Raw genomic sequence first — 19838 nt, 5'->3', positions numbered from 1 at the left:
CAGTCTGCAGGACTGGGTAAGCTGAAAGAATTATTACGCGACCTATTTGTTGCAAAAGGATTTCGCTTTAACACAGTCTGTGTATGTCTCAGGCCTGTTAACGGTCCTGGTACCTATTGAAAAAGGTATGTGGATAATCATTTCTACATACCTTTTTCTGTGAAAGATCAATTTAATGCAATTGTCTTTCCTTCCTTTGCGGAACGCTTGGCTGCTTCCAGGATCTCAACTACAGTTACATTGTTGCTGAGTGAACCTAGATCGTTGTCCGCTAGCTGATTTCCACTTAGTACATGCTCCAGATACTGGATATGATGTTCAAAATAGGGCTGATCTGTTGGAATAACTGTAGGTTTCTCGTTATGTTGAGCATATTTCAGCAGCTTTTTGTCATTCTGCGCATAAAGCTGGGCTTTCGTTCCAAATACCTGTAGATCCTTTACGCTGTAAGGCCATGCCCAAGATGCCTGGATAATACCTGTGCTGCCATCGCGGTAGTTTAAGATAATCGTGGCATCGTCCTCTACCTTTGGATAGACTTCGGGTTTGAGCTGTTGAGTAAAAGCGGTGACAGATATAGGTCGTTCGCCATTCTTGATCCAGGTCATCAGATTGGCTCCATAACAGCCAAAATCCATCAATGCTCCCCCGCCATTTTTTTCTGGATCTGTTAGCCAGTCCAGAAAATAGCTGCTACAACCAATCTCTTTAGGCCCCTCATGCCCGTCTTTTACAATCATACGTGTCACTCTGCCGACGGCGTGCTGATCTAGCAATTGCTTGAGCTGTTGGTTGCTTTTATACCAGGTCGTTTCGTAATTGACCAGAAAAGGGGTTTTGTTTTTCTGCGACAGCGTAGCTATACGTTTGGCATCTGCAGCTGTGGTTGCCAGGGGTTTTTCGACCATGACCGGTATTTTGAGCGGAAGGCAGATCTCTGCTACCTGGATATGTTCATTCGTGGGATTATAGGCAAGGACAACTTGGGGTTTGACCTTTTTGAGCAACGAACCAAGGTCAGGGTAAAAAACGGACTTCGGAAGATTGTATTGGGCTTGAATCTTGTCGGCAAGAATGCTATTAGCCTCTGCTATTCCAATAATCTCTACCTTCTTCGCCTTGTATAAATTTAGAAGGAGATAAACATGGTCATGATTGAGGCCCGCAACGGCTACCTTAAGCGGGCTATTTCCATAGACAGCATGCTGAAATAGCATCGTCAGGAAGAAGAATGTCTTTATAATATGTTTCATTGTACACTGTTTAGGTACACTAAAGATAACATTTTGAAACTATTCATTAGCTTAATGAATCCATTCTATCTTTGGGTGTGATTGTATTATTTCCGCTACGATATCAAAATAGGTCTGTCCCTTTCCAGCTTGTAAATCGCTTAGTTTTTGCTGGAAATAAGCCTGGTTGAACTTCGTGTTTGCGGCCAGTTTTTCCTGATAATAGGCGAGTGTGGTGCTCAGTCCCAATGCCGCCCGGCTATGGGCGACATCCCGCCAAATGATCGTATGCTTTTTTGCATGTTGCAATTTGCCAAATCCACCATGCAGTAGATCATCGAAGCCATCGAGGCTCCCAATTTTCCAATTCTCATCGGCCATATAAACCCGATTGATTTCTGTATAAAAACTGCGAATATCTGCGATACGGGCACCCTCGATAACAACAAAGCCCATTTCGGGGTAAGTACAAAGGACCTTAGTAAAATCCAACCATAGTTGTGGTAATTGTATTGGAAATGCTGCTTTTGACCATTTGTCCGCAAACAGAAAAAGATCCGCCGGGATGTCGTCTTGCCTGCTTTCGCATAGGTCCAGCAAGGACTCCCGTAGCGCCTGTTCCTGAACATTTCCGACTAGAAAATTAGCAATAACTTTAAGTTGATCCCGTTCATTTTTTTTCATCTGCTTCGGATTAAATTCACCTTTTTAAAAGGACTAAAAAAAATTGACTTAACGAAATCGTTTTCGGTTTTTTTATAAAAATCCAATACATTTAAGTTTACATTTAAGGATAAATCTAAAGCGATGATCTACCGAATAACGTTTTTTCGTATACTTATTTTGCTGAGTGTACTTTCTTTGGTTAAGATTTCTGTTTTTGCCCAGCAGCGACCGAATGTGATTGTGATCTTAAGCGATGACGGCGGTTATGATGATTTTGGCTGCTATGGCGGCAAGGAGGTACATACACCGCATATTGACGAACTGGCTAAACAGGGGATCCGTTTTCAGTGTGCTTACGCCTCCGCTTCGGTTTGTGCACCCTCACGTGCGGGCTTGCTGACGGGCCGGTATCAACAGCGCTTTGGATTTGAACACAATATTTCCAAACGTCCGACCACAGGAACAGCATTGGAAAATATCGGGATGGATACCAGCGTAGCGACAGTAGCCGATTTTATGCGATACAATGGGTATAAGACAGTTGCCATTGGTAAGTGGCATCAGGGAGATAGCCCACAATTTCATCCGCTTAAGCGTGGCTTTGATCACTTTTATGGTTTCATCGGTGGTGATCGCTCTTATTTTCCGATCCACGGAAAAGTTAAACCCACACAAATGCTGATGGATGATGATCAAGTAGTGCCCGAGGATGCTATCCGATATCTGACAGAGACATTGACAGACAAAGCTATCTCTTATGTGCATCGTTATCGCCAGCAGCCTTTTTTTATGTACCTCGCGTTTAATGCGGTGCATACACCGGTAGAACCTCCGCTGACGCAGGGAAATAAATATGCTCATGTCACAGATCCTTTGCGGCGCGCTTATTTGGCGATGCTGGAAAACATGGATAGCAATATCGGGCGATTGATACAACAATTAAAAAACGATGGACTTTATGAAAATACGCTGATTATCTTTATGAATGATAACGGGGCAGCAACAAATAACGGGGCCGATAATGGTCAATTGCGTGGTTTGAAAGGTTCGAAATGGGAGGGCGGCATACGTGTGCCCATGATCATGCAGTGGCCAGCGCAACTTCCAAAAGGAAAAGTAGCCAATGCGATGGTATCAGGTATGGATATTTTACCAACGAGCCTAGATGCCATACAGGGGAAAAGCATCCCCGGACAGCAGGTCGATGGATTAAGTCTATTGTCATCCTATAAAACGGTGAAGAAGGGGCATGATTACCTATTTTGGCGACGGGGTGTCGCTAAGGCGGTTCGTCATGCCGAATGGAAACTCATTGTTGTCAAGGATGATCCTATATTATTATTTAACCTTAAAAATGATCTGAAGGAGCAGCATAATCTTGCAGAAGAATATCCCGATCGGGTGAACGATATGTTGGATAAATTGGCTGAATGGGAAAAAAAGATGGCTGCTCCCAAATGGTTGAGTGGAGTCTTGGATAATGATCAGAACCAAATGATGAAACATCGAATGGAGGTCATAGGAAGATCGGCAGAAAAACAATATCCTTAATCGGTTAGCAATTATAAAGCGAATGAAAATCATACTTATATTTTTATTATCCTTTGGGCTTGTCATGGCTAAAGCGCAGGACAAGCAGACATTTGACCGTATCAAAAAGCACGTATATGAGGATGAATTACGCAGTTCGGCGACGCATCCTGACCAAGCGACATCCTGGGGCAATCAATTGACAGCGGCCGGTACTTGGCCCGATATCGATTACAAGAGTAAATCAATATCGCTCTGGCCTCCTGGGGAACACCTGGATCGTTTAAAATCGCTGATTGTGGCCTATGTATCTCCCAATAGTAAATCTTATCAGCAAAAGTCGATTTATGACAAGATTCTACTGGCGGCGCAGTATTGGGCAAATAACCGATTTGAATCAACGAACTGGTGGCACAATGAAATTGCATCACCAAAAGCGATCGGCATATGTTTGATAATGATGAAGTTTGGCCGGGAGAAAATTCCGGCTACTGTGGAATCACAGCTTGTAAAACTGATGGAACGGGGAGATCCTTATAAAAAAACTGGTGCGAACAAGAGCGACATCGCGATGCACTATTTCTATCGTGCACTGATCCTGGAAGATGCCGGTCTACTGGCTGCCGCTATGGAACAACTGCTTTTCCCCATCCAGTTGGTGGATGGCAAGGAGGGCTTGCAATATGATTTCTCTTACTTACAGCATGGCCCCCAATTGTATATTGCGGGCTATGGCGAAGAGTTTTTAAAGGGAATTTCTAAGGTAATGGCTTATGTCCGCGAGACGCCTTATGCTGTCAACAAAGAGAAATTGGATCTCTTCGAAAAATTTCTTCTGGAAACCTATCTCCCGATTATTCGTTCACGTTATATTGATTTTAATGTGCATGGACGTGGAGTCTCGCGACCAAATATATTACGCAAGGACCAAGAAGTGGACATATTGCAGCAGATGCAATTGATTGATCCGGCTAAAAATGAGGTCTGGAAAAAAGGATTGGCAAAATTAGACAGTACACAGGCCTTTGATGCCGAAGAACAATCTCTGCACCGGCATTATTGGAAGGGAGACTATACAACACAGCTCAGAAAACAATATCATTTCAACCTGCGTCTGGCAAGCAAGCGTACCAACAAATCGGAATCTGGAAACGGCGAGAATATGCTCGGCAAAAATATGAGCGATGGTGTAACCAATATTCAGGTATTTGGTCCGGAATATTATAATATCATGCCCGTATGGGAATGGGACAAAATTCCGGGGACAACAACCCGGGATTATCAAGATGACCAGGAACTGAAAGAACAATGGGGTGTACTGGCTGCCAACAGTTTCTCTGGTGGGGTCAGTAATGGTACAATTGGCGCATCGGCGATGTCTGTCCAATACGATGGTTTGGCTGCACAAAAAGCATGGTTCTTTTTTGATAAGGAGATTGTTTGCCTGGGCAGTGGAATTAACTGTAGTGCTGCTGAACCGGTCGTCACAACATTGAATCAAACTTGGTTGAACGGCCCTGTTCTGTGGAATGGAAAAGAAAAGATTTCAACCGATTCACTGGTACGAAATGTAAAACAAGGCGAATATGTCTTACACAATCAGGTCGGCTATTATTTTCCGGAAGCCATGAAAGTCGCGCTGACAGCAAAAGAACAATCGGGCTCCTGGTACCGCATCAATCGTTCCCGGTCAAAAGATCCTGTCCATGGAAAGGTATTTAAGTTATGGATCGAGCATGCAAGCAGGCCCGTAAACGGAACTTATGCTTATATCGTTGTTCCCGGGGTGACAAAGATCGATAAGAAGGCAATGCAGCAGCTAAAAATCTGGCACAATACGCCTGCTCTTCAAGCCGTCGAACATCAGGGTATGGCTACCATTCAGGCCGTGTTCCATCAGTCAGGTACCTATCAGATCGGAGCCTGGTCTATTGAGGTGGATAAGCCCGTCATTCTGCAAATCACAAAGGGAGATCGAGCCTTCAAACTGGATGTGGCAGACCCACTGCAACAGGAAAAGGCCGTACGCATTCATCTTATCAATATAAGTGCAAAAGTAAATCAGACTGTCGAGATAAAGCTACCGCAGGCGGAGTACGCGGGTAGTACCATATCAGAGACAATCATGGCCAGTAATTAAGAAGATTTTAGTTCTTTGGTAATCGCCATGAAAATTAAAAAGTAAGGTCCAGTTTCTTTACAGGATATAGACTGATCCTGTAAAGAAATTGGACCTTATTCAATTTTTAAACTGAGGTTTCCAAAGATTATTTGATCCTGTCTGCGAAAGTTTAGCTTTCGAAACAACCTCTGCTGATTATTTTTTGAGTTGCTCCAACCGTGTCAATCCTTCGAGATAATAATAATCCGCATAGGTCAATGGCACATCAATTTCGGAATGATGCGGCAGGCTGCCAACACTATGTTTGAGCAAGAAACCGCCGTTGCTTCCGTATTTGGCAAAATAACCTGATCCTGAAAGTGTCTGTAGACTTTCCTTGGCAAAAGCCAAATAGGACTTGCTTTCTGCTCCTGAAGTTAAGGTGGATAGTTCAACGAGTGCCGAAGCGACAATAGCTGCTGCAGATGCATCACGAGGGACGTAATTGAGCTTTAACGTTGAAAAATCCGCATCTGATTTGTAGCCCTGTTGTCCGGCATTGAAATCCCAGTAAGGGATTTTATCTTTTGGAAGATTTTTGTGGGTCATGTAAAATTTAGCTGCTGCCTGTGCTGTTTTGAGAAACTCCGGTTTTTTCGTCTCCCGATACATCATTGTAAACCCATAGATCGCCCATGCCTGTCCGCGTGCCCAGGTTGAATTGTCTGAATACCCCTGGTTGGTCTGTTGATGGATCGCTTGCCCATTGGCGTCATAATCGACAACATGATAGGTGCTAAAGTCCTTACGGAAATGATTTTTCATGGTTTGCGTGGCATGACTGATAGCTACCTCCCGGTATTTGGGATTTCCTGTCAGGTCGGAGACGTAACAGAGCATTTCCAGATTCATCATATTGTCGATGATAACAGGATATTTCCAAACTGTTTTGCCATCCCATGATTTTTTCTCATTCCAGGATTTGATGACACCGACCTGTGGATTGAATCGCTTTAATGCGGTATTGGCCGAATGGACAAGGATGGCTTTATAATCGGCAATTTTCTTCTGGTCCTTGAGATACTTAATTGCGGTTCCGTAGGAGCAATACATGACGAAACCGATATCGTGGTGTTGATCTAGGTCCTTTGCTTTCTCGAGTGCTTCGGTCCATTTTATGGCCGCTTTTTCGGTTTCTTTATTGTGCGTGTGGTTGTAGATATACCATAATGAACCCGGGAAAAAACCTCCTGTCCAATCCCATTCATCAGTTCCTCGCAATTGTCCGCTGGGAGTCAATGTACGCGGGAACTTATGGTCTTTGTCAGCTTCCTTGGCCAAAAATTGATATTGTTTCTCTGCAGCTTTGAAACTAGTGTCAATAAAGTTTGGCTTTTGGTCGATAAAGCTGAGTGCAAAAAGCCCCGAAGCGATAAGAAGGATTGTTTTTAAACTGGTTTTTCTTTTTTTCATCTGTATCATTATTTGTTCATCAGTTATTTTTTAAGGTAATCATGCTGCCTTGGTAGTATATATAGTCTCGCGGATATAAATGAACTGACAGGTATGCTACCTTGATCGTATTATTTATTAGTAAGTTACATAATAATCTTTTGGAAAAGGTAAACCTGCAAAAGCTTTTTGCGAGCTCCATTGTGCAGCAGCATCAGACCAAAAAGCATGCGTCGGCGGCAGCCCTAGCGGTAAAAATGAGAGGGAGGCAGTATAGAGCGAACCGGAGTTCGTATAGCTGTCTGCTATCTTTCCCTGATCGGCATTGAGAAATCCCAGTGCCATCCAGCCATCCTCATGAAAAATGCGATCGGCGTAGATGTGCTTGAGGACTGCTGTCAATGCTGCGCGCACCTGTCCATTGGAAAGATCTGGAGGGAGTTTCCCATCGAGTGCGACCGCAGCCAGGGGTTGGAAGGCTGCATTTCTGTATGTTGCACTCCGCCCGACAACAGGGTAGGTGCCTTCGGGTGAAATCATGCGCTCCAGATGATGCGCATAACGTTGCATACGTTTATAAGCACGGTCATACATGGGTTGGTACTTTGCATCGGCGCTAAGGTTATTTTTTAAGGTCTCTACTTGCATACAATGGATGACATAGCCATTGTAATGATCAAAACTAAATCGTGCTCCGTCGCTATACCAGCCGTCGCCGACGTACCATTCCTGATCAAATTTGTTCACCGCATAGTCTATTTTCTCACGGGCACAATCTTCACCGATACTGTAGAGAAAAGTTTCGGTCATTGCGGCAAATAATAGCCAGTTGCTTTCGTTAGGTTTAACCCAACGCAAGTGTTTTAATTCAGTAATAACCTGTTGCTTTGTTGTCTGCGGCAACGGGTCCCATAATGCTTTTGGGGCACGCATAAATGCCTGCGCCAAATGTGCCGCATCCACCAGTGGTTGCTTGGACTTGCTACGCCAGGAGAAATAATCAGCCGAAGCAGGATTTACGCCATGTTGTATGCCCAGCAAGGCTTGTTGTTTAAATTGAGCACGCAACTTCCCTTCTGCGGTTTTATCGTCTGGAAGAGCCAGCCATGGAGCCATACCGGCCAATAATCGGCCAAAGGCTTCCAAATATCCCACACTGGGATCTATATAGTCATAAGTTTCACTTTTGACAATTGGCATTTCCGCGCGAAAGCGCTCTTTGCTGATTCGATCGAGAATAGGAGTGGCCATTTTTGTTAAAATAGACACCCAATACGCACGATCGTCAGTAGAAGGTTGCGTTGCTGAACCGCCGGATTTGCTTTGACCAAGTAAGCGGCTGTTCATTAACGCTCCTGCGGTCGTTAATGTTACGGCTTGAATCCAATTTCTTCTTTTCATTTGGGTTTTTTAATGATAAAACTATATTTTCCTGTCGATTTGATACTTTTGGCCTTGAGGCTGATGCGGTAAAGCTGCTTGCCCCATACCTGACCCAGACGAGGATCATCCTGCGGAATAGCCTCGTAGGAAGCAGTGAACTGTGCGGGATTAAAATGCAATGCGGCCAGATCGTCGCCCAACACAATCACGCCCTTGTTGATCTGAGGTTCTCTTGAAACTAAAAAATGAACAATATTGGACTGAGTCGGATTTTTGATCTTAAACTCGTCCGCAATGGTCAGACCTTCGGCTGTCAGGCTGTAACTTCTGATCCAATGTTCAATATTGGCTGTCTTTGGATAGGCTTTCCCGATATCAAGCTGGAATTTATTCTGTTCAGGTAGGAATACCACATTTTCGGCTTTATATTCCTTACCAAAGGCCTGATCAGCGCCATTGATCAGTGGGAGGTTGTGGTAGGCCCCCTGCATGGTCCAGATACTATAGCGGTCGTCGCTAAATGTTTTTTTCGTGTAGGTTCCGACACCGGCATCAATAAAAAGGGGCTGCTGGTCCTGGTATAGAATAAAACTTCCGACATCGTTATGGTTGTGGCTCTCATTGTTAAAACCACCCTTGGCGGCGAGGAAAAAACCTGCCTTTTTCAGATAGAGAAACTGCGTTTCCGGATACCACTTAAAGGCATTTTGAGGAAGTGCTGCCTGTGTGTGCTGAAGCTGTGGAAAACAGCGTAGGTCTTCAAATGCACGGAAGATATCCCGTGTTGGTTTGAAGCCGGCACCTTTACCGCCAAGGTCTTTCATATATCGCGCAAATTGCATCATTTCGGTACTATGTACATCTTGCCCATAACGATAGATGAGTAGCGGATCCCCACCACCTTTGGCGGAGGCATCCGCAAAATTGACCACCCATCTGTCACCGCCGATATACGATTGGGCGATGTATTCACCCATATCGCGGATAAGTGGCTTGTCAAAGATACTGATCTTGTTTTGTGTTGCCAGGGCAAGGATCTTCAGGTAATCGTATAGCTTACCGGCCGCATGCCCCCAATAGGACGGTCCTTCCTCGCAGGCTCCGTCTTTTTTGATATAGTCGGTAAAGCGATCGACCGAGGTCATTGTTTTATAGATCCCGCTCAGTTGAACATCCGGATTGTCTTCCACCAGCAATAGGCAGGTAAGTACATTAAAATTGCACCAGGGGTTCCAGTTGTTGACCAGTTGATTTCCCTTGAGTTCAAAGCCCTGCCACCACATATCGTTGCGGTCGAGATAGGGCTGTATAATGCGTTGTTGGATGTGCTGTTTTAAGCGAACACTAATTTCGGGATTGATGGTATTGAAGGTATCCCGAAAGAAATAATGTATCCATGAGAGTAAGGATCCTACATCGCCAGCCATCAGGTCGATCACGTGTGTGCGTTCCTGTGGAAGCGATCTTTTGCTGGATTGGAAAGCGGGTAGGTGGGCCGATAATGACCAGGTTGACATCTCGGTCATATGCCAGGTACCGTTTAGGATCTGATCGATGTAACGTCCTTTCCCTTCTGCCAACTCGGCTAACAATAGATTGGTGAGGGCAGAGCAGTTTTCATTCATCGGCTTTTCCATCATATTGCGATTGCCCGAACGTTCATATTCCAGATAATCGGTTGCTTTAACGACCTGCCATTGATAGTTTAAGGCTTTGTCTCCTTTCGCGATAACCTCTTCCCGAAAGGGGGCTATCAGCTGATCCCATGCTTTGCGATCGGAATAGTCTGGGTAGGGAATCCAAGACTTGTCGCGGCTCAGGCTGAGCTTGAGATCTTCCTGTTTAAAAGTGTCTGTGAGTAGCTTTAATTCTTTTCCCAGTAGTCCCTGAAAAGAGAGACTACTGAGGTAAAAGAATAGGATTAGATATCTTCTCATGTTTACCAATCTTGATTTTGGGGTAGAAGAGCGGCATTCATCTCTATTTCTTGTCCCGGCACTGGCCAGAGTTTATGTCGGGTTTGATATCCCCTGGTAACGAGATTATCACCGGTAATGCCCTTTTCGATAATGCCCTTCGACAGATCTTCCAATAGGTTCCAACGTTTGAGGTCAAAATAACGCCAGCCTTCTCCTGCAAGTTCGACTGCACGTTCGTGCTGAATACGCTTACTCATCTCCGTTTTATTATTCACGACTAAAAACGAACTGCCACTGTTTAAGGCCGGCATTTTTGCACGTGTACGGACTTTATTCAGTTCGGTGATTGCTTTGTCAAGCTGATTGGTTTCGTTGTAGGCTTCGGAGAGCATCAACAATACGTCTGCCAAACGAAGGATCGGGAAGTTGATCGGTGTATGTGCGCGGTCGGTAATAGCGCCTTTAAGGTTACCTTCAGGGACAAATTTGCGCCATAAGTAGGTATACCAGCCGCGGTTATTACGAATCTGTCCGAAATTTTCATTTACCCCTGTTGCGAGAATAAATTGCATGTCACGTTCTTTGTTGGCATTCCAGCCCAAATAATGTGAATAAGGGACAATAAGCGTCTGATTCATCCGTGGATCGCGGTTGGCATAGATCTGACGTATCTTGGCCGTGTCCGGTACCTTTGTCAATACCCCACCGGATTGCGTGGATTCCATCGCCTGTTTTTTGACAGCGTTGTCGGCATTATAATTGGGGAAATGGTCATTCCAGTTGAAAGGGCTACCGTCCCGATTTTCATAGCGGTCTGCAAGCCGGGTGCTTGGCAAGCAGTTGTTCCAGTCACTGCCAAAAGTTGATCTTGTTCCCATATACCAGGCCATAGGCATCCCATAAGGAAACCCGGTTCCGCCCATGTTCTGTATCGCAAAGATCATTTCAGTGGATTGGTCCCCCTCTGGCGTAAATAAAGTCGCATAGTTTGCATGCAGGTTATAACCGTAGTTGTTCGTTTTATTGTAGACAACCTCTTCGAAATCCCGGATTGCCGAGGTCCAATCTTTGTTGTATAGGGTTACTTTACCTCTTAATGCATAAGCTGCACCCTTTGTGATTCGGCCATAATGTTTGGCATCATACGTTACGGGTAGCTTATCGACAGCGTAGTTGAGGTCGGCGAGGATAAATTTCCTGACATCTTCAACCGAAGAACGGCTATTTTTGAGTGAACTGAAATCTTTGTTCAGATCGACGGTCTCATCATATATAGGCAAAGCCCCATAGAGGTTTGTCAATTGAAAATACATCAGCGCCCGAAGAAATCTAGCTTCGGCAATAAAACCTTCCTGTTTCGCTTTGTCTATGGTCATGGGCTGAATATGGGCGATAGCATGGTTACAGCGTTGGATCAGGTCATACCCTGCCTGCCACCTATCCACGATAATGGATGAGCGATCTGTAAATGTACCGCTGATCACCTCGCCAAGGCCCGGAGGATCATAGCCAAGTCCAATATCACTGAGTCCGTCATAGGAAAATTGTAAACCGAAGGTCGCTTCCTTTTTGAGATCATTGTAGCAACCGAGTATTCCAGCGAGTGCCTGGTCTTCATTTTGCCAGAATGTATCGGCACTGACCTGACTGTAGGGTGTTGTATCGAGTTTATAACAAGATGATAATGCAATGCATCCAGCTATGAGTAGTGAAATCTTTTTCATGATAGTTGACAACTTAAAATGTTAAACTAAGACCGAAAACAGCCTGTTTCATTGTAGGGTAATTGGTACCACTCACCTCGGGATCGAAGCCCTTATATTTGGTAATCGTCCAAAAGTTTTCAAGTGAGCCAAAAACACGTAGATTCTGAACCTGGATCCGTTTGGTAATCTCATTCGGAATCGTGTAGCCGAGCTGAATATTTTTTACACGGATAAAGGCCTTGTTCTGTAACCAGAAATCACTGTTTTTGATATTTCTTGTATCGGTGTATGGTAATAACCGCGGGAACTTAGCATCAGTAGCTCCTTCGGTCCATCGGCCATCCGCGATCTCCTGATTGATCTGGTAACCCCAACGTACAGTAGGTGTGTAATAATTATCTATCCATACCGCTTTATTGCCGGCATTACCCTGTAGGAAAACGGAAAAGTCGAAGCCTTTGTAATCGAATCCCATATTAAAGCCATAAGTGATCCGTGGTGCGGTACCATGTCCGACAGGTACACGGTCATTGTCATTAATGACGCCATCACCATTGGTATCCCGATACAGTAAATCGCCTTTTTTTGGCGTTCCATAGGATGCAAAAGGGTTTACTTTTTGATTTGTATTCGGATCAGTAGGTGCATTATCGATCATTTGTTGTACAAGCTGCATATCCGCATCGGTCTGCAAGATCCTATCGGTCAATAGTATATACTGCGTGTTGATGGCATAACCCTCCTGAATTAAATTGGATCCCGAAATAGATTTGTCGTTACCCTTAAACTTGACTACTTTATTGTCGATGAAGGTAAAGTTACCACCAATGTTGAACTTGAAGTCGTCACCGATCTTATCGCGGTAATTAAGGTTAAGTTCAATACCATTATTACGTACTTTCGCAGCATTGGTACGTGGTATGGTGGCATTTCCGGCAACCAAAGGTGCTGGGAGGTTGATCAGGATATTGTTGGTTACTTTATTGAAGACGTCAATGGAACCATTCAGTTTGTAATTGAAGAGGTCAAAATCCAGTCCCGCATTCAGGATATAGGTGTTTTCCCAGGTCAAGAGGGGGTTGCTCAACACTGTCTGTGCAAACCCAACATAGAGTTGATTGTTTAGGATGTAGTTGGCTGGATTGTACAATGTCAAATATTCGTAATTGTTAATATTTGCGTCCCTGCGGAAGGATGCATCTGAAGTGCCATTGTTACCCAGTGCACCATAGGAGGCACGGAACTTAAGACTTGGCATCCATTTGACATCATAGAAATCCTCGGAAGAGATCTTCCAGCCAAAAGATGCCGAAGGGAAGGTCCCCCATCTGCTTTTTCCCGTCATAAAGCGAGAGGAGCCGTCCGTACGGAGATTGGCCTCCAGGAGGTATTTATCGTCCCAGGAGAGGTTAAGCCGACCGAAGAAGGAACGCATGGCCCAATCCGTAATGTTTCCTGAGGCGGAAGCATCCATGGTCGCCGCGTTTAATACCGTCAGTGAGGGATCGACGAGATCAAGTTTGGATGCCGCAAACCAACCATCTTTAAAATATTCCTGACTGGCCCCCACCATCACTTCATAGTTTAATTTCTCAAACAAAGTATTCTTGTATTTGGCAATCCCATCCATATAATAACGATATGATTTAACAGACTCATTGGTCACGGAGGAACGACCAGTACCTGCAGTGGCGACAGTATTTGTCAGGAAATTCCAACGGTCATTAAAAACAGGCTGTGAATAGATAAAATCATCATCATAAGTATACGTGTATGAACCTTCGATGGAAAGACCTTCGATCGGTTTTAACTTTCCATAAAAACGTGATACAAAGCGATTCTTATTGATATTGCCTTTTTGTCCGTATAAGCGATGAAGCACATTGTTGGATTGTGGGTCGTCCTCTGGGTTGTTGGGTGAGCCAAATCGGCCATCTGGCGCTCTTAGCACCATCCCTGGGGTACTAGCCCCCGCAAAGGTGAATACATCATCAATGATATTGGTACCGATATCGGTCTTTGATACAACACCGTTGATATTCGCGCCCAAGGTCAGCCAGGGTTTTACATCGGCTTCCAGATTGATACGTCCAGTATGACGTTTATAGGTTGCCTGCTCGATAATTCCAGGATTGTTCAATAGACCGTAGGAGCCAAAGAACTTGATTTTTTCACTTCCGCCAGTAAAGGACAAATTGTGGTTTTGGCTGATCTTGTTTTGGAAGAGATCAGAAACCCAATCTGTATTGGGATACTTCAATGGATCCTGACCAGCATTTTGTCGCCAGAGGTCTATTTTCTCCTGCGAAAATGTAGGTTTGGCATTTGGATCCCCATTTTTGTAGCCTTCATTGATCAGCTCCATATAATTAGCATAGTTAGAAACCATATGGATGGTATTGGAAGGTTTCTGGCTAGAGAAATAATTATTATAGGTCACCTTAAACTGCTCGGTCTTCCCCTTTTTCGTCGTGATGAGGATTACTCCGTTAGCCGCGCGGGAGCCGTAAATAGAAGCCGATGCGGCATCTTTTAATACCGAAATACTTTCGACGTCCTGCGGATTGATGAGGTTCATATCGCCGATCACACCATCGATCACGACAAGCGGATTGGCGTTATTCAATGTTCCCTGGCCGCGTACCCGAAGGGTACCACCGTCGCTCCCGGGTCTACCCGAGCCCTGATTGACATATAGACCGGGTGCCTGACCTGCTAAACCTGCTGATAGGGAGGTGACAGGTCTGCTTTCCAGGACTTCAGACATTTGAACAGAGGATACCGAACCGGTTACATTTTCTTTTTTCTGGGTACCGAAACCAACGACGACAACTTCTTCGAGCCCTTTGGATTCTTTATCCAATGTGATGGTTAAAGGTGAACCTGCACGGGCTGTCGTTTCAATGGCTTTATAGCCAATACTTCTCACGACCAAGGTGACCTCTTTCTGTTGGCTATTGAGTTCGAAGGAACCGGTTGCATTGGTTGATGTGGCTTGATTGGTTCCTTTAATCTGGATCGTTACATTTGCGATCCCCTTGCCTTCGTTGTCCACAACTTTACCTTGAATGGAATTTTGTTGTATAGCTAGTGAAAGTTTACTCGGCATAAATTTAGACGCCGAAGGGGCGGCCTGGGATGCTGCCAGATTGGATACGACCAACAGGCAGGATAATGGAATTGCCGCGTGCACCCAGCGATTTTTCGCAAAGGATGCGTTTTGGATCTTAATCATAGGCTTTGTTAGATTTAATTGGATGAAAAAACGAATTTTCTGTACAGTGAATTTACGGCATTCGCTGCCATTGATTTTACGCTTTCTTCGCAATCGTTTTCGTAAAGAAATGGCCTTGTTTTGAACCGATATAATAGCTGAAAATAAATCAGATTTGTGGTAAAATCGTATTTATTCCTTAAATTGATAATCAACAGTAGCGGTTTACATCTGTTTATCGTTAATAATAAGGATTATATAAACCTATTTCTTTTATGATAACTATCAAAAAACTGTCGTTGTTATTATGCCTGTCGGTGGGGAGCTTTCTCGTCCATGCACAGACAAAATGGAATGTGAAAGCAGGCCTGAATTTCTCGAATGTTGATGCAAAAAATAAAGATGGGAATAAAGCCAATACTGAATCGGTCGGAGGTCTGTATTTGGGAATAGGTCCGACGATAAGAATGAGCGAGCATTTCGCTATTGAGCCAGCATTCGTATTTGCCAGACGTGGCTTTGAACGAAATGAAGGTGAAACCATAGGCTGGGGCGAGAATTTTAAAGCTAATACTTCCTATCTGGAGCTGCCTGTTGATTTTGTTTTTAATTCAACAGTCGGTAACGATCAATTGCAATTTGGACTTGGGCCCTATATCGGCTATGGATTAGGGGGAAAATGGAAAACCTCGGAAGAGGTCTATATGGATGATATTGGTATTGGTCAGAAAGGTGATATTAAGTTTCAAAATGATGCGAGCATAGCTGATTACGGGGATTATATCCTTGGAAAATCATTTGACTACGGTGTTCGGGCCAAGGTAAACTATCTATTCAGGCGACATTATCTTTTTGGCATGGAGTTTCAAAAAGGGATTGCTAACCTGGAATCAAAATGGGGCGATTATAAACCTGAGGGATCACTAAGAAATCGTTCTTTTGGAGTATCTGTGGGGTACAGGTTTTAAAAACAGTGTTAACAGCTAAGCTGGTAAATGAATAGCTTGTTTCCTAAATTGATTTTAGGAAACAAGCTATTTATATCACAGGGCTTTCTAGCCTTCGTTTAGAACTCAATCCGATAATTGATGGTTGGGATAATACCGGTCCATTTTTGCGGTTCGATAATACGTTTGCTGAAATTGTAATGCATCCCGACTGTATTCTCCCTGTTGAGGAGGTTTTGAATATCCAGGATAATGAGATGACTCACTTTTTTACGATTGATCCGATAACTGGATGAAAAATCCAATCGGATATAGGGATCAGCAGTTAAGGTATTGATCCGGCTCTGATCGATGATTTCCTCATCCAGTCGCAAAGATTCTTCTTCCAGCACTGGCGAGTATTTTCTGCCGCCGGCATAGATCAGTTTGGCATTCATACCAAATAGGTTATTTTTATTTTTCCCGACCGTCCATTCCTTTCCTAATAACAGATTGGCAACATAGCGGGTGTTAAATGTGGTATTATATTCCTTGCCATTAAGTGCTTTGAATTTAGAATCAAATACCGAAGTGGTGGCCATAAAATAATAACCTTTGCTAAGTGATTTTTCAAGCGTTAACTCGATCCCATAGTTTTTGCCTGTTCCTTTATTGATCAGTTGGCGATAAGTGGATGTGCCGATAGCCGAAATATCCGATACGTTGAGCAGGGAGAAATTCATTTCTGGATCTGAGGAAACCGGAACATTATATAAATGTTGATAATAGGCTTCGGTTTTGAATCTCAGCGTACGGTTTAGATTTTTTTCATAGCCAATGACAGCCTGAGCAGATTTGGTGGGTGATAGCGCAGTAGGAGCTGTTGTGTTTTGACCGTTTCCACTCTTTGCAAAATAATAGCTGAGTGGTTCTAGACGATTGTACAGCCCGGTACCAAAAGATATGGTTTGGTCCGACGCGATTTTCCAGTTCAAGCCTAGACGCGGTTCTGCAGTCCAACTTTTGCTTAAGGCAAAATAGTTGGCGTGTATACCCGTGTTTAGGGTCAGGCGATCGGATAATTCAGTTTTGAGCTGTGCAAAAGCATCGTAGGTACTGGTGCTGCCGTTTTCATTGATCCGTTCTTTTAATGCCGCAAGTTCAGTGTCATAGGTCAGGGCATAGAGATCATAGCGCAGTAAGCTGGCGTTGATACCTGCGCGGATGGTATTGCTGCTGCTTGCTCTGTAATTGAGACTACCGGCATAGCGGATTGCCGTATTTGTAAATTTATCCTTGTGATATAGACTGGCTACGTAATCCTGTGTCAGGGTATCAGTTTTATTGGAATTGCGGCTGATCGAGGCAGAGATAATATTGGTGAAATACAATCGATCGTTGGCGATATATTGATGTTTTAGTCCGGCACTACCGGCGTTAAATCCCAGGTTCATGTCCTGCGCATCTGTTCGCTCTTCCCATTTTTGGAAATCGCGTTTGGCAGTTTCTTTGACTGTCCCCAGACCGCCGATCCCAAATAGCGAAAATGTTCCGGCTTTTTTGGTTGGAAATACAAAATTGAAGGAGAGATCCTGATATTTCGGGATACCGGTATCTGAGACTTTTACACCGATTTTTTCCAATAGGCTCAATGAGGAGTATCGGTAGCTGATCAAATAGGATGCATCACTTCCCTTTTTGAAAGGGCCTTCTAAGGTTGCACCTACCCCCAGCACCCCGACATTGAATGTGTATTCGCGTTTATCGGTATTTCCCCTTCTAAATCTAAGGTCAAATACCCCCGATATCGCATTGTTGTATTCAGCGGCCAATCCACCCGTATAGAAATCAGATTTTCCCAAAACCATCGTATTGAGCATGCTGATCCCGCCACCAGCGGCACCTTCGGCCCCGAAGTGATTGGGATTGACAATTTCAATGCCTTCCAATCGCCATTGTAAGCTTTTTGGAGAATTTCCACGTACAATTATCTCATTATCGTCACCACCTGCCACGGCGCCGGGAAAGCTCTGTGCCATTCTTGCCGGGTCAAAGAAAGCGCCGGCATAACGGTTGGTCTCCTCAGGTGAAAAGGAGCGGCCACTGGTCATCGCCATTTGATTTAAGGGCTGCTTTCCTGTATTGGCATAGACCACCGCTTCGTTCAGCGTATTCGCCTGCGGCTCCATTTCAATGTTAAGTATATTCTCACGCCCAGAGGTAATGAGCAGCTCCGATAATTCTTCCTGCCTATATCCCGCCATCCGCACCTGTAGGACCTGGCGTCCTACTGGAACTTGTTGAAGCTTAAATACGCCCTGTTGATCCGTGCTAACAGTTTTTGTTCCGCCATTGGAAGAAAGTATGATGGTGGCACCGATCAGCGGTAGCCTTGTATTTTTGTCCAGGACAGTGCCTTTGACGGTCTCGGTCACCACCTGTCGATTTGTCTTCGTCGAATCTTGTACCTGCGCAAATGACTGTGTGGTTGGGGCGGCCAGTGCAATTATTACGATGGATGTTAGTTTCATATTGATTAAGCTTTATCTCTATGACAGCTAACTTTTATTTTACCCTTGGCGAACAGCATGATTTTTTTTGAAGTGACTCTTTTTTTTGAAGAGTGTTGGTTTTTCAGAAACATCAGTGGTAAAATGTTATCAACAAAATGTATTTTGATAGTCAGTTAATTAACATGGTTGTTAACATTTTTTTTATTATGTATTAACGAGACATTTTTTTTGATAAAGACCAGTAGTTATTGCGTATTTCTTAAGGATCTATAATACTCCATTTAGTTGTACGCGCTGTCTGCGGATTGTTTGCGGTAGGAGTTATTGGGGAAAACAATAGTTTTTTATCTCTTTGGTTAAAAAGTATCTATGCACTGTAGCAGCCAACTATATTCAAACGTTATAAAATTAAAACTAAATAAGAACCAATATGAATAAATTATTTAGCGGAATTTTAGTGTTGATTTTGTTTTGCGGCTGCAGTAAGGATACCATTAGTCCGGAAAAAATAGCACCGGACGATGTGAAAAAACAATTAGAGGTCTATGATTGGGTTCCTACATTCGCGAATGGTGATGCGAAAGACGAGCTATACCATTATAAACCGGAAGATTGTGAAAGGGACAACATTTATTCGTTTTCTTTTGGCAGTGATTTTCAAAAATTAAAGCTGGAGCGTGGAAATGAGCTTTGTGAATCCAATAAACCAACCTTTGAGCAGTCTATTTTAGATGGAAAGTTGGAGCGGTCTTTTACTTATGACAAGGAGAAAAAAAGCATTAAATTTGCTGATAGCGATCAGTACGAAAGCTATGGTGTCCTTGTGGACGGAGATTATTTGGTCTTAACCTATCGAAATAATAACCCTGTTGCTCTCGTTATTCCCAAGGCATATTATTTTAAGGGAAAAAGTAAAGAAAATAAATAAAGTAGCATTCCTATAACACATGAATGGAGAGACGGCTTGCCGTCTCTTTTTTATTTAATGATAGATGATCTCTTTTTACATGCAATGAATTGTACATCTTTATGAACAGTTAGTAATCTTTTTAATTCATTGCTCAATTTCTAACATCATCAGTGGCCTCGTAATTATGCATGTGTGCTACTACTTTCTTAACCATATTCACTATATTGTTAAAGATTCATATTAAAAATCATCGTTAATTACTGCATGAATTTAATTTTGATTAGTT

Annotated in this window: 12 protein-coding genes; 4 read left to right on the top strand and 8 right to left on the bottom strand. The window is 43.7% G+C overall.

Annotated elements, in window-relative coordinates; genetic code table 11:
* Positions 1-167 precede the first annotated feature (167 nt).
* On the bottom strand, positions 168-1253 hold the full coding sequence (locus tag ACK8HY_RS18295) for a Gfo/Idh/MocA family protein (protein WP_416134423.1): 1086 nt from the start codon (positions 1251-1253) through the stop codon (positions 168-170).
* Between the two features lie 51 nt (positions 1254-1304).
* Positions 1305-1916: a hypothetical protein gene (locus tag ACK8HY_RS18290; protein ID WP_416134422.1), complete on the bottom strand. Its 612-nt coding sequence runs from the start codon at positions 1914-1916 to the stop codon at positions 1305-1307.
* 123 nt (positions 1917-2039) lie between these two features.
* Between ACK8HY_RS18290 and ACK8HY_RS18285 the strand changes: the two genes are divergently transcribed.
* Positions 2040-3449, top strand: coding sequence for a sulfatase-like hydrolase/transferase (locus tag ACK8HY_RS18285; RefSeq protein ID WP_416134421.1), 1410 nt, complete (start codon positions 2040-2042; stop codon positions 3447-3449).
* 22 nt (positions 3450-3471) lie between these two features.
* The gene (locus tag ACK8HY_RS18280; protein WP_416134420.1) at positions 3472-5568 is read left to right on the top strand and encodes a polysaccharide lyase 8 family protein; all 2097 of its coding nucleotides are present in this window, start codon (positions 3472-3474) and stop codon (positions 5566-5568) included.
* A gap of 177 nt (positions 5569-5745) precedes the next feature.
* On the opposite strand, the gene ACK8HY_RS18275 is transcribed toward ACK8HY_RS18280, so the two are convergent.
* The 5 genes from ACK8HY_RS18275 to ACK8HY_RS18255 form a co-directional block, all read right to left on the bottom strand.
* A complete protein-coding gene (locus ACK8HY_RS18275; protein WP_416134419.1) occupies positions 5746-7002 on the bottom strand; it encodes a glycoside hydrolase family 88 protein in 1257 nt (418 codons plus the stop codon).
* Between the two features lie 117 nt (positions 7003-7119).
* Positions 7120-8382, bottom strand: coding sequence for a DUF2264 domain-containing protein (locus tag ACK8HY_RS18270; RefSeq protein WP_416134418.1), 1263 nt, complete (start codon positions 8380-8382; stop codon positions 7120-7122).
* Positions 8379-10301 carry a heparinase II/III family protein gene (locus ACK8HY_RS18265; protein WP_416134417.1) on the bottom strand — a complete coding sequence of 641 codons (1923 nt, stop codon included), beginning with the start codon at positions 10299-10301 and terminating at the stop codon, positions 8379-8381. The genes ACK8HY_RS18270 and ACK8HY_RS18265 overlap by 4 nt, the downstream gene beginning before the upstream one ends.
* Positions 10302-10303: 2 nt before the next feature.
* Positions 10304-12007: a RagB/SusD family nutrient uptake outer membrane protein gene (locus tag ACK8HY_RS18260; protein WP_416134416.1), complete on the bottom strand. Its 1704-nt coding sequence runs from the start codon at positions 12005-12007 to the stop codon at positions 10304-10306.
* Positions 12008-12020: 13 nt separating this feature from the next.
* Complete coding sequence (locus ACK8HY_RS18255; protein ID WP_416134415.1) at positions 12021-15224, bottom strand: SusC/RagA family TonB-linked outer membrane protein; 3204 nt, start codon at positions 15222-15224, stop codon at positions 12021-12023.
* Between the two features lie 254 nt (positions 15225-15478).
* Between ACK8HY_RS18255 and ACK8HY_RS18250 the strand changes: the two genes are divergently transcribed.
* Positions 15479-16171, top strand: coding sequence for an outer membrane beta-barrel protein (locus ACK8HY_RS18250; RefSeq protein WP_416134414.1), 693 nt, complete (start codon positions 15479-15481; stop codon positions 16169-16171).
* A gap of 98 nt (positions 16172-16269) precedes the next feature.
* Here the strand turns inward: ACK8HY_RS18250 and ACK8HY_RS18245 are convergent, their stop codons facing one another.
* Positions 16270-18660, bottom strand: coding sequence for a TonB-dependent receptor (locus ACK8HY_RS18245; protein WP_416134413.1), 2391 nt, complete (start codon positions 18658-18660; stop codon positions 16270-16272).
* A 412-nt stretch (positions 18661-19072) separates the two neighbouring features.
* Here ACK8HY_RS18245 and ACK8HY_RS18240 point away from each other — a divergent pair, with 412 nt between their 5' ends.
* On the top strand, positions 19073-19570 hold the full coding sequence (locus tag ACK8HY_RS18240) for a hypothetical protein (RefSeq protein ID WP_416134412.1): 498 nt from the start codon (positions 19073-19075) through the stop codon (positions 19568-19570).
* Positions 19571-19838: the final 268 nt, after the last annotated feature.

This window comes from Sphingobacterium sp. NGMCC 1.201703, from assembly GCF_047784615.1.
Taxonomy (GTDB): Bacteria; Bacteroidota; Bacteroidia; order Sphingobacteriales; family Sphingobacteriaceae; genus Sphingobacterium.
Note: the sequence above shows the minus strand (reverse complement) of the source record. Positions and strands in the feature narration are given on the sequence as shown.